This window comes from Microbulbifer aggregans (assembly GCF_001750105.1).
In the GTDB taxonomy this organism is placed as follows: domain Bacteria; phylum Pseudomonadota; class Gammaproteobacteria; order Pseudomonadales; family Cellvibrionaceae; genus Microbulbifer; species Microbulbifer aggregans.
This window is the reverse complement of sequence record NZ_CP014143.1, coordinates 3726304-3738491: the sequence shown is the minus strand read 5'-3', so window position 1 is coordinate 3738491 and position 12188 is coordinate 3726304. Positions and strand designations below refer to the sequence as shown.

Annotated in this window: 11 protein-coding genes; 4 read left to right on the top strand and 7 right to left on the bottom strand. The window is 57.9% G+C overall.

Annotated elements, in window-relative coordinates:
* Positions 1 to 23: 23 nt before the first annotated feature.
* Positions 24 to 644 (top strand): flavin reductase family protein, encoded by a 621-nt coding sequence (locus tag AUP74_RS16375; RefSeq protein WP_069948496.1) that lies wholly within the window; start codon positions 24 to 26, stop codon positions 642 to 644.
* Between the two features lie 51 nt (positions 645 to 695).
* On the opposite strand, the gene AUP74_RS16370 is transcribed toward AUP74_RS16375, so the two are convergent.
* Positions 696 to 1172 (bottom strand): TrmH family RNA methyltransferase, encoded by a 477-nt coding sequence (locus tag AUP74_RS16370; RefSeq protein WP_069948495.1) that lies wholly within the window; start codon positions 1170 to 1172, stop codon positions 696 to 698.
* 620 nt (positions 1173 to 1792) lie between these two features.
* Here AUP74_RS16370 and AUP74_RS16365 point away from each other — a divergent pair.
* The gene (locus AUP74_RS16365; protein ID WP_226999831.1) at positions 1793 to 4144 is read left to right on the top strand and encodes a DUF305 domain-containing protein; all 2352 of its coding nucleotides are present in this window, start codon (positions 1793 to 1795) and stop codon (positions 4142 to 4144) included.
* Positions 4145 to 4183: 39 nt separating this feature from the next.
* On the opposite strand, the gene AUP74_RS16360 is transcribed toward AUP74_RS16365, so the two are convergent.
* The 6 genes from AUP74_RS16360 to AUP74_RS16340 form a co-directional block, all read right to left on the bottom strand.
* Positions 4184 to 4570: a DUF2750 domain-containing protein gene (locus tag AUP74_RS16360; protein ID WP_069948493.1), complete on the bottom strand. Its 387-nt coding sequence runs from the start codon at positions 4568 to 4570 to the stop codon at positions 4184 to 4186.
* 92 nt (positions 4571 to 4662) lie between these two features.
* Positions 4663 to 5202 carry an NlpC/P60 family protein gene (locus AUP74_RS16355; protein ID WP_069948492.1) on the bottom strand — a complete coding sequence of 180 codons (540 nt, stop codon included), beginning with the start codon at positions 5200 to 5202 and terminating at the stop codon, positions 4663 to 4665.
* A gap of 192 nt (positions 5203 to 5394) precedes the next feature.
* The gene (locus AUP74_RS16350; RefSeq protein ID WP_145924436.1) at positions 5395 to 6081 is read right to left on the bottom strand and encodes a DUF6512 family protein; all 687 of its coding nucleotides are present in this window, start codon (positions 6079 to 6081) and stop codon (positions 5395 to 5397) included.
* A gap of 98 nt (positions 6082 to 6179) precedes the next feature.
* Positions 6180 to 6356 (bottom strand): PLDc N-terminal domain-containing protein, encoded by a 177-nt coding sequence (locus tag AUP74_RS17115; protein ID WP_083261064.1) that lies wholly within the window; start codon positions 6354 to 6356, stop codon positions 6180 to 6182.
* Between the two features lie 286 nt (positions 6357 to 6642).
* The gene (locus AUP74_RS16345) at positions 6643 to 7359 is read right to left on the bottom strand and encodes a nitroreductase (RefSeq protein ID WP_226999830.1); all 717 of its coding nucleotides are present in this window, start codon (positions 7357 to 7359) and stop codon (positions 6643 to 6645) included.
* 91 nt (positions 7360 to 7450) lie between these two features.
* Complete coding sequence (locus tag AUP74_RS16340) at positions 7451 to 8839, bottom strand: glutamine synthetase family protein (RefSeq protein ID WP_069948490.1); 1389 nt, start codon at positions 8837 to 8839, stop codon at positions 7451 to 7453.
* 275 nt (positions 8840 to 9114) lie between these two features.
* On the opposite strand from AUP74_RS16340, the gene AUP74_RS16335 reads away from it, so the two are divergent.
* Entirely contained in the window at positions 9115 to 10080 is a 966-nt protein-coding gene (locus AUP74_RS16335) for a DUF4862 family protein (protein ID WP_226999829.1), read from the top strand.
* Positions 10081 to 10237: 157 nt separating this feature from the next.
* Positions 10238 to 12106, top strand: coding sequence for a cation:proton antiporter (locus tag AUP74_RS16330; protein WP_069948489.1), 1869 nt, complete (start codon positions 10238 to 10240; stop codon positions 12104 to 12106).
* The last annotated feature ends 82 nt before the right edge of the window (positions 12107 to 12188 follow it).

Below are 12188 nucleotides of genomic sequence, written 5' to 3'. Positions count from 1 at the left end.
AAAAGCTAGAAAAAGGTTTCCTGATGTCTGAACCGATGTATTTCTACGAGCCGGGCAAGGGGCATGGCCTGGCCCATGATCCGTTCAATGCGCTTATCGCACCCAGACCGATCGGCTGGATCTCTTCCAGGGATCAAGAGGGGAATCTTAATCTCGCTCCCTATAGTTTTTTCAACGCCTTCAACTACCATCCGCCGATCATCGGTTTTGCCAGTGTCGGCCACAAAGACTCTGTGCGCAATATCGAGGCGACGGGCGAGTTCTGCTGGAATCTGGTTACCCGAGAGCTTGCCGAAGCCATGAACCAGACCTCCGCTGCGGTGGCGCCCGGTGTGGATGAATTTGCCCTGGCGGGCTTGTCTGGGGAGCCCTCCTCCCTGATCAACGTACCCCGTGTTGCCGAGAGCCCGGTGGCGATGGAATGTAAAGTCAGTCAGATTTTGCAGCTGGCAGCGGCCGATGGGACAAAGGTGGAAACCTGGATGGTGTTTGGGGAAGTGGTCGGGGTGCATATTGCCCAGCACCTGTTAAAAGACGGTGTCTATGATACTGCGGTCGCCGAGCCCATCCTCCGCGCCGGCGGAGCCGGGGATTATTTTTCCATCGACGCCGCTCAGCGTTTTCAGATGTTCCGGCCGCAATAACCTGAATCTTTTGTCGGGATTAAAAAGTTTGCTGGGTGTGGCCAATACCGGTCAGACACCCTGTAACTGGCGGGTGATCTCGTAGCTGGCAATCGCGCAGGCGGTAACCACATTCATGGAAGCATTGATCCCCCGCATGGGGATATGTGCCACCACATCGGCCATCTCCAGCAGCTCGATCGGTACGCCTTCCCGTTCCGAGCCGAGGATCAGGCAGATTTTTTCGGATGGGCGGATTTCCAGTGCATCCAGCTCGATACTGTCCACGCCAATCTCCAGGCATATAAGCCTGTAGCCCTGCTCACGTAAATCAGCGGCGGTTCCCACCGCACTCTCCCGGTAATCGAACGGAACCGACTGCTCCGTAGAGCGTGAGAGCCGCTTGAGTTTGGGGTTGGGCGGGGTGATGGAGGTGCCGGTCAGGTAGATTTTCTCGATGCCCAGTGCATCGGCGAGCCGGAAGAGTGCCCCCACATTGGATGGGGTTCTGAAGTCCACTGCCAGATAGCACAAGGGAAAGGTGTTCACTGTCGGGTCGTACTCTAAAGGCCTGAATTGCGCTATCAGGGTTCGCAAGCAGTTGGGGCTGATTTCTTGAGGATTTCCAATTAAACCACAGAATGTTGAGGATGATCGGTACGATAGCGTCCTATTGAGTCTTTTAGCATAAGTCCATAGTCATTCACTGCGAGCTATTTGAAGAGGGTTTTTTTTGAGTGTCTTATGCGACAGAGTTAGGAGATAGCCCTTGGGCTCCTATAAATCTTTTGTATATCAATTAGATACATTTCTTTCTTGATTAAGAGCATATCCGCAGAACCGGCACGTTTGGCGTGAAAGGATAAGTTGCTCGTCATTCTGGTGCTGGAAATGGGCTTTGAGCTGATCTTAAGCTGTCTCGGTGTGGTTGATTGTCCTGATGCAAATTTGTATAAATTTCCCGGGTTTAAAAATAAAAGATCTCAATTGCCCTTCCTGATAACTCCAAGCGTTGGATGTGCCTGATCAATATTGGCTTGGGACTGACTGTAGCTAGTGCAGGGCATCACTCAATTCAGGGGATATCAATGACCAAGTTTAAGGGATGTTCCAGTCGTTCAATTCTCGCTACAGCGATTTGTAGCTGTCTTACCTTAGGCGCAGCAGCCGTGCCTGCCGATGAGGTGACAATTATCCAGCCGGGTGCGCCAGGCGAGCCTATACGGGAACTGAGTGCGGAAGAAGCCATTCAAGTTGCCGTTACCAGCTATTCGCCGGATGACGTGCGGTTTATGCAGGACATGATCCACCATCATCACCAGGCGCTGCAGATGGCTGAGCTCGTCGGTGAACGCACCAACACACCGGAGATCGTCGATCTGGCCGGGCGCATTAACGCGTCGCAGGAGGACGAAATCCAGTTTATGCAGAACTGGCTGCGTGAGCGCGGCGAAAGTGTGCCCAAACCCGAACATCACCAGCACATGCAGATGGACCATAAAATGGCCGGCATGGCCACGCAGGAGCAAATGGAGGAGCTGGCGCAGTCCAAAGCCAGTGATTTTGATCGCCTTTTCCTGGAGTTAATGATCGCCCACCACGAGGGGGCGGTCACCATGGTGGAAGAACTACAGGAGCAGCCGGGCTCGGCCTATGATCCTGTGTTGTTCGAGTTCATCTCGGATATCACCAATGACCAGACGGCGGAGGTAGAGCGCATGGGCAAGCTCCTCGCCGGACTCTCACAGGACCCTCGCGCGGGACTGGCTGCCGGCTATCACGATGCCGGTAAGGCCATCCTGAACCTCAATCACGAAGGACTCCTATCCAAGCCCGCAGGCTTCTTCGATCCTGACAATGTGGCGGGCCTGCCACCGGAGATGCCGAAAAAGAACAAGGGCGAGGGCGAAGAGGAAGGTAAGGAAAACGAGGACGAGTGGGAGCGTTCTCCGTTCATGGATTTCGCGAATACTGATATTGCCTTCTCTGGTGACGTCATGGTTGCCGGCAGCTACCACGGCTTCAATATCTACCGCTTGCAGAAGAACGGCCTGCCGCAACAGGTGAGTTCAGTGGTGTGCCCCGGCGGACAGGGCGATGTCTCCGTGGTCGGTGACCTGTTGATCATGTCCGTGGAGCAGACCCGTGCCCGCCTGGACTGTGGCCTGCAGGGGGTCAGTGAGGATGCCAGTCCGGAGCGCTTCCGTGGTCTGCGCATTTTCGATATCAGTGACCTGAAGCGGCCGGTACAGGTGGGTGCGGTACAGACCTGTCGCGGATCCCACACGCATTCTGTCGTTTCCGGGCCGGGCGAGGACGGCAAGATTATTGTTTATAACTCCGGTACCGCGCCGATACGGGATGAGGAGGAGATGCCGGCCTGTGTGGACAGCACCCCGGGCGATAACCGCACCGCGCTGTTCCGTATCGACGTGATCGAGATTCCGGTGGCAGAGCCGTCCAAGGCGCGTATCGTCGATAGTCCGGCTGTATTCGCGGATGACGAGACCGGAGTCGTAGCCGGTCTCTGGCGCGGTGGGGACCACGGTGACGATACCCAGGAAACCGCACGCACCGATCACTGCCACGATATTACTGTCTTCCCCGAGCGCAAGATCGCTGCCGGCGCCTGCTCGGGCAATGGCATCCTGTTCGATATCTCCAATCCCCTCAAGCCGCAACGCATTGACGCGGTGAGCGATGCCGGCTTTGCCTACTGGCATTCCGCCACCTTCAACAACGATGGCACCAAGGTGATTTTCACCGACGAGTGGGGTGGTGGTGGCCGGCCCCGCTGCCGTGCACAGGATCCGCTGGACTGGGGCGCGAATGCTATATACGACATCGTGGATGGCAAGCTGGAATACCGCAGCCATTACAAGCTGCCTGCGCCCCAGAGCGAGCAGGAAAATTGCGTGGCCCACAACGGCTCCATCGTGCCGGTGCCGGGTCGCGATGTGTTTGTTCAGGCCTGGTACCAGGGCGGACTGTCACTGGTCGACTTCACCGATTCTGTCAATCCGGTGGAGATCGGTTACTTCGACCGCGGGCCTATTGACGACGAAAACATGGTGCTGGGCGGCTACTGGTCCGTCTACTGGTACAACGGCAAGATCTACGGTACCGAGATCGCCCGGGGAATCGACGTCTTCTCCCTGCAACCGAGCCAGTATCTGACCGCTAATGAGGTGGGGGCAGCAGAAGTGGCCGATATGGGCGAGCTGTTCAACCCCCAGCAGCAATTTCCGGTGCGCTGGCCATCAAAGCCGGTGGTCGCCAAGGCTTACCTGGATCAACTGACTCGCCGGGGGGCGATAGCAGAGACCATGGCGGCGGAGCTGTATCAGGCACTGGATAGCTCGGATTCGCTGCTGGCGCAGCGCGCCAAGGACCAGAAGGTGGCCGGTAGGCTGGTCATACTCGCATCACTGGCCAACGTGAATAACGAGAATGACGAAGTGGAGGAAATGACCAGGGCGTTTACCGACTCCCTGAAGGAAATTGCCAAGGACCTACGTTAAGCGGGTCCATGTCGGCAGCTTGCGATAGCTGGCGCGCAGTCAGAAGCGGGAGAGTTCCTCCCGCAGGTCCTTTTCCAGTTCCTGCGCCCCCATGATCCAGACGCTGTCGTCCGAGCCGGGGAAGACACCGACTTTGATACCATCCCGATCCAGGCCCGGGAGCCACTTCTTCAGGAACTGGGGCAGGGCGATGCTCTTTGGGGTCAGGTCCGTGTCACTACTGGCGTAAGCAGTGGCGAATTCAGCACTGGGCCAGACTGGCAAGTAGTCAGGAGCGCCTTTTTCGTCGGAGTGCAGCTTGAGGAAGTGCTCCTCGCTGTTGATCAGGATCCAGACTTCCCTTTCTTCCCCGACCAGATCGAGAAAGTAATCGTAGCGGTCTTCGCAACTGAGGCCGAGGATTGCCTCGAGTTCTTCTTTATCCATGGTGTGCTTCTTTGGTTGGATACTGCATTTTGGGCAGGACTGGCGCGGTCCCGAAGCGCACAGCTTACCTTACTACCCCCTCTTGGGCAGCCCTATTTCCCCATCGCAAGACCATAGCTATCCAGGTCCACGCGCCGTGCCTGCCAGTACCTGTCGCGCCAGTAATAACCATCCAGCCTGGAGATGGTCACCCCCTTGGAGGTTGACGCATGAAAGAACTTGCCGTCTTCCAGGTAGATGCCCACATGACGGACCTTGTGACCGGTCTTGAAGAAGACCAGGTCCCCGGTGCGGAGGTCGCTGCGGCGAATGGATGTGCCCACCTGAGCCTGATAGCGGGTGGTGCGGGGCAGCTCAATGCCCAGGTGATCCCGGTAGGTGGTATACACCAGGCCGGAGCAGTCGATGCCCCGCTTGCTGAGTCCGCCCAGTCGATAGGGAATACCCTTCCACTCCTGATGTTGTGAATAGAGCTTTTGCTTGAGCTGGTCGCTATCGGGAGCCCCCGGCTGCAGTTCTTTGCCTTCGATCTGGGGAACACTGTCCTCGACAGGGGCTCCCTGGTATGGCGCGAGGCTACATCCGCTGGCCATAGCCGTCAGAAGAAGGGTGGGCAACAGTTTCTTATACATATGAACTTCCCTCCGGGAGACCCGGCTGGCCACAGGTGGCTTGGGTGACAAGCAGCTACCGGCCTGTGTGGCGATTAGGGCGGATGGCGGATTCATCAGGCATGCTGGCGACGCTACAGCCGCCATCCGGCAGAAAATTGGAACCACAGTACAATGTTTACCTGAACATTTACTGAACAGCCAAGACGCAGGTCACGGATAGCGCGCCAGATTGCCTGGTGGGGTATGGAAAAGCGCTTCACACGTCATGGGCGTGGATCCGGGACCCTGGAGTCCGGTGGGAGTGGTATTCAGAGGCCACCTATTCGTGGGGATGCCGTACAGCCCGGTTTCTTTGTGTTCAAACAGGGAGATGTGAGGTGGAGCAAAGGTGAAAAGGGGGAAGGCGATCAGGAAGAATGCCATGCCTACAAGCCCCGGCATGCACGAGCTCCGGGCTTCAGAGGGGCGGGTGAGGAGCGAATAACTGATCCATTGCCCGGCGGCGATCGCAACCATAAAAGACAGGAGATCGAGCGCCAGATAATTGTCAGTCAGGATGGCGGTATAGGTGTAAAACAGAGTGATAAGCACAACGGGCATGGCAGTCAGGCTGAGGCATTTCGCGGTAACGAATTGACGCAGGTCGACAGGGATAAAGCGCCACTCCAGAAGCGCAAAGAACAGGCCCGGCCAGAAGAGCAGCTTCAGGTGTTCCCAGACACTCTCATTCACCGGAACGAATGCGGCAATCGGTCGCCAGTGCCCGCTCCATGCAAATGCAAAGTGCAGAAAGCTCCCCGCGACCAGAATCCATACAGCGCCCATCAGTTCCCAGACCAGAATGTGGCCATTACGGCGTTGATTCAAATGCCTTTCTGATGATGGCGCCTGCTTCATACAAGATTATGAATAGACGTGGGCTGCAATACTCGATGGCCGCGCGGTGAGAGCGTTGCCGGTAAGTAGCAAAGGGGTTGAGTGAGGGCCGCCGTCGGTCAGCGGCCCTTACTTCCTGGTCCGGCGAAGAACCAGATAATCAGGCCAATGACCGGCAGTAACAGCACGATCAGAACCCAGACCAGCTTCTTGAGCCCGGAAGCGGAGCTTTGCAGGATCTTGATGATGGCGTAGATGTCCGCAATGAAAATCAGGACGCCAAGGATGCCTTCCATGATGGTCTCGCCCTACATGAATGTAAAAAGTGATGAATGCCCAATTATAGATGCTGAGTCCAGGGCCTCAGGTCAGCGTGGAAGTTTAATGATGAGCATAGCGACATGGCGCTAAAAGTTCTGTAATAGCAGCGCGGCGGACTGATTTTGTATGAATTTTTATCGTTGCTTTTAGGGAAAGGGAAAGGGAAAGGGAAAGGGAAAGGGAAAGGGAAAGGAAAAGCCACTGCCAGGTTCGCGACGGTGGCTTTATCAGTTTTCACTGGGGGATAGGTCTTTAGCTGGACTATTCTGCAAACACCACGCTCTGGCTGATATCATCGCGGCCCACGCGGGTATTGTTGGCGGGTACCTCGGTGTCTTCATAGCCAAAGGAGATGCCCAGCAGGATATTGGTGTCGTCACCAATTTTGAACGTCTCGCGCACCAGATCCGGGTAGTAGCGCAGGGCGCCCTGGGCGCAGCTGGCAACACCGTGTGAAGTCATGGCCAGCATCAGGCTCTGGGCATACATACCCACGTCGAGCGCCACCGACGCGCCAAAGCGTTTGTCCATGCCGATAAAGCACACGTGGGGGGCATCGAACAGTTCGAAGTTTCTCAGCGACGCCCGCATGCGGCCCTCCTTGTCAGTCCGGGCAATGCCCATATTGTCATAGAGCTCCATGGCACATTCCACCTGGCGGCGGCGGTACTCGCCGTCGAACTTGCCCGGGTATTCATAATCTGCATTGAACGGCACACCCTTGATGACCTTCTCCACCAGCTGTTGGCGCAGCCGGTCTTTCAACTCGCCGGATGCCACCCATACTTTCCATGGCTGGATATTGCAGTTGGAAGGCGCGTGCTGGGCCAGCTTGAAAATGCGTTCCAGCACCTCCTGAGGCACCGGCTTGTTCAGGTAACCACGCACCGAGCGGCGCGTCTTGATGGCGGCTTCAAGGCTCATTGCACTGGTGAAAGGCGTCTTGGCAGTAGCTGCCTCACTGACTACAGAATCCATCGTTTTACCTCGTGTTATTTTTGCATTGGGTACCGAAGGCCCTGGCTCCCGCTTCCGAGTTGATACAGAAACGCCGGTCGCCTCCAATGAGTTATACATTCAGCATCAGGTGCTCCCGCTCCCATGGCGAGATTTCCCGGTGGAACTGGCGCAGCTCCTCCATTTTGACTTCCGCATACAGATGGCAGAAGTCTTTGCCCAGCGTCTGCTGGATCTCCACCGATTCCGTGAAGATACGCAGCGCCTCATCGAAAGTGCTGGGGATGTAGGACTGGACTTGTTGCTCGTCATCCAGCTCACCCTCTGCCGGCGCGCCCGGTTCAATCTGATTCATCATCCCCAGGTAGCCACAGGCCAGGCTGGCTGCAATCGACAGATACGGGTTGGTGTCCACACCGATCACGCGATTTTCCAGGCGGCGATCCTGGGGGCCGGAGTGGGGTACGCGCAGACCGGTAGCGCGGTTGTCGTAGCCCCAGGCGGTATTGGTGGGCGCACTGGAGTTGGCCTCTGATTCGAAGCGTCGGTATGAATTGACGTTCGGGGCAATCAACGGCATCACCTCGATCAGGTGCTTCTGTGTACCGCCAATAAAATAGCGGAACAGGTCGGTCGCATTGCCCTCGGCATCGGAGAAAATATTGTTGCCGCTGGCAATGTCCACCACACTCTGGTGCACATGCATGGCACTGCCGGGCTGGTCGCGCATAGGCTTGGCCATAAAGGTGGCGAACATACCGTTATTCAGTGCCGCTTCCTTGATGATGCGCTTGAAATAAAACACCTGGTCCGCGAGCAACAGCGGGTCGCCATGGGTGAGGTTGAACTCCACCTGGCCGGCGCCATCTTCCTGAATCACCGAATCGATATGCAGGCCGGCGGCCTCGGCATAATCGTAAATATTGTCGATCACCGGCCCGTATTCATCCACGGCCGTCATCGAGTAGGACTGCAGCGCCGTACCGGAACGCCCGCTGCGGCCCACAGGCGGTTGTATCGGCTCGTTGGGATCGACATTGGGCTTGGTCAGATAGAATTCCAGTTCCGGCGCAATCACCGGCTTCCAGCCCTGCTGTTCATACAGGCTGATTACATGCTTGAGAATGTTCCGGGGTGCACAGAAAATCGGCTTGCCATCGAAATCCTGCAGGTCGTGAATAATCTGCAGCGTTGGCTGCTTGGCCCAGGGTGCGGCCATCGCCGTGGACATATCCGGCACCAGCACCATGTCGCTCTCGGCCCATTGATTGGCGATGTCCATCTCCACATCCTGGCCGGTGATGGTCTGATAAAAAATGGAAATCGGCAGGAAGATCGGTGTATCCGGGGAAAACTTCTTCAGCGGCATTGCCTTGCCGCGGGACATGCCGTTCAGGTCGGGAATAATGCATTCGACCTCGTCCAGTCTGCGGCCATTGCGGTAGGCCTGGAAGGCTGGGGGTAATTCGTCCAGCCAGGAACGGCTTTCAGGCTGACTCATGGTGACTCCGACGGCAGAAATAAACGAAGCCCGCAGTGTAAACGAAATATATCCACGAGGGGGATCTGGACAGAAGGCGGGAGAAAGGCCCGCCGGCAGTGCACTAGCCAGCAAGCTTTTCATCGGGCAGGAGCAGGGCGGGCATCGAGAGCGACTAGATTTGTCTGCGGCAGTGATAGACTGCCCTTAATATCCCCGGCTCCTGGGTTTCACCGTCCCGCAGCCCGCAATACGGCCGTCGGGCCGAAATTTTGATCAGTACCATTGGAAAGAGAATGATGCGTTATTTCGTTGGGGCCTACGCCACTGCTCCGATCACCGAATCCTGGGATCCCGCCGTTCAGGGCGAATACCTGCAGGGACTGAAGGCGATGCCGAATGTGCGCGGACTGGAACATCCCTTTACCGGTACGCTGCACCAGGAGGATGACGACTGGTTCCTGGCAAACATCGACCCGGACTGGGATTTCGTCTTTACCGGACTGCCGGGTGTCATGCAGCGGCTGGGCAACGATGCCAGTTTCGGCCTCGCGTCCACTGATGAAGCGGGGCGCCAGGCGGCGCTGGAGTTTTACCAGCAGGCGCGACAGGCCATTCTCAAACTCAACCGCCACCTCGGCCGTAAGGCAGTCACCGCACTGCTGGTCCACGCCGCGCCGCGGGTGACGTCGGAAATCGGGCCCGACGGGACGGCGCTGACCAAGTCATTGCAAACCCTGGCGTCCCGGGACTGGGACGGCGCCACACTGGTGCTGGAGCACTGCGATGCCCAGGTACCGGGGCAGAGCGCCGATAAGGGCTTTATGCACATCGAAACGGAAATCGAAGCGGTGACCACCGTCAACCGCGAGGCCAGTAACCCGATAGGGCTGTGCATCAACTGGGGCCGCTCGGCACTGGAGGCGCGCAGCGTGGATGGGCCTGTGGCGCACCTTCAGGCGGCACGGGACGCGGGACTTTTGCGCGGGCTGATGTTTTCCGGTGTCTCGGGGCAGGAGAGTGCCTATGGAGCCTGGCGCGATACCCATATGCCACCGGCGCAAGCCTTCGATATCCCGGCCTTCGAGCCCTGCTCACTGCTGACCGAAACGGAATTCCGCCGCTGCCTACAGGTCGCTGATGCGGACGCGCTCGACTTTATGGGCGTCAAGATTTCGGTGCGGCCGGATGCCCTCAGTGTCGATGAGCGGCTGGCCTATATCGCCGGGGCGCTGCATATCCTGGATCAGATCAACGGTTAGCCTCCGGGCGCCCGAAAAAGTGGGAGGCCAGATCATCGGGGGCAAGGGGGCCGGTTGATAGCGCATGGCCCCGGGTTCGACTCATTGAATTCCAGGGCCGATCCGCTAATTTATAAACTCGCGCCTACATTCATAACGCAATCGGCTGGCCGTCTCTATGGAACAGATCCTCACGAATCCGATGGCCCTGCTGGTGATGGTCGGGATCGTCTCGATTGCGTGTCAGTACCTGGCCTTTATGCTCAAGCTGCCGGCGATCCTGCCGCTGCTGCTGGCCGGCCTCATACTGGGACCGATGACCGGTATACTGGACCCGGATGCCCTGTTCGGCGATTTGCTGTTCCCCCTCGTTTCCCTCGCCGTCGCGATTATCCTCTTTGAAGGCGCGCTGACGCTCAAATTCTCTGACCTGGCCGGGCACGGCACCATGGTGCGCAACCTGTGTACCCTGGGTGCTCTGGTGACATGGGTCATTGCCACACCCGCTGCGTATTACTTCCTCGGCATGCCCATGCAGCTGGCGGCGCTGTTTGGCGCCATCGTCACCGTTACCGGGCCCACCGTGATCGTGCCGATGTTGCGCTCGGTGCGCCCCAATGCGCGTATCTCCAACATCCTGCGCTGGGAGGGCATTGTCATCGATCCCATCGGCGCCCTGCTGGCGGTGCTGGTGTACGAGTACGTGGTGGCCGCACAAGGCGCCTTCGAGCATACCCTGGTGATTTTTCTCAAGGTGGTGGCGATCGGCTTCGGGCTGGGCTCATTGATGGGATATTTCCTCGGTCTCCTGCTCAGGAACAACTGGGTGCCCCACTACCTGCGTAACACCGCCGTGCTCACCCTGATGCTCGGTGCCTATGCCGCGTCTGACCTGATGAGTCATGAATCGGGCCTGCTCACGGTGACGGTGATGGGTATCTGGATGGCCAATATGAAGGGCCTGGATGTCGATGACATCCTCGAGTTCAAGGAAACCCTCAGCGTGCTGCTGATCTCGGCACTATTCATCCTGCTGGCGGCGCGGCTGGAGCTGTTCACGCTGACCCAGTTGGGCTGGGGCGCACTGCTGGTGCTGGTGGCGATCATGTTTGTCGCCCGGCCGCTGTCCGTGTTCCTGTCCTCGCCCGGGTCTGGGTTGAGCTGGCGCGAGCTGGCCATGTTGAGCTGGATTGCGCCGCGAGGCATTGTGGCGGCCGCGGTGTCCGCCCTGTTTGCTCTGAAGCTGGATGAGTTCGGCCTGCCAAAATCCGAACTGCTGGTGCCGATGGTGTTCCTGTTGATCATCGCCACCGTCGTCCTGCAGAGCCTGACCTCCAAGGGCATCGCCAAACTACTCGGTGTACGCGCCCGTTACCCCAACGGCTACCTGATCTTCGGCGGCAGCAAGTTTGCGCGCATGCTGGCGAAAGACCTGATGGAAAAGGATGTGCCGGTCATCATCGCGGATACCAACTGGGATGCCATCCGCGAGGCGCGAATGGACAACATCCCCACCTACTACGGTAACCCGATCTCCGAACACGCGAGTATGACCATGGACCTGTCCTCGGTGGGCAAGGTGCTGGTGCTGTCACCCTACAAACAGCTCAACCCGCTGGTGACCTATCACTTCGAGCATGTCCTGGGTGATGGCACGGTGTTCGGGTTGAGCCAGGGAGTCCAGGAGGGGCGGGCACGCCACAAGGTCTCTGAAGAGTACGCCAGGAAGCTGGAACTGTTTGCCGAGAACGCCACTTACGGCCGTCTCGCCAGCCTGGTGGCAAAGGGCGCGACTATCCGCACCACGCGTCTCACGGACACATTCACCATCGAGGACTACAAGGAAACCTACGGCAACCGCGCTACGCGACTCTATGCCATCGACCCGCAGGGCAGGGTGCATATCAATACGATTTCACACGAGTTTGCCCTCAAGGACGAATGGCAGATTGTCAGCCTGATCGCGCCGGAGGAGACGGCAGAAAAGCCAGCGGAAAAACTTGCGGGCAGCCCGCCATTGCCGGACGGCGATGTTTCGATGGGCTAGGCGGGTAGTGTGTTATTCGCCGTGTTGGAAAGCATGGATAAGGGGCGCAGAGAGTCAGATTGGCAGCGAGCGGGTTACTACC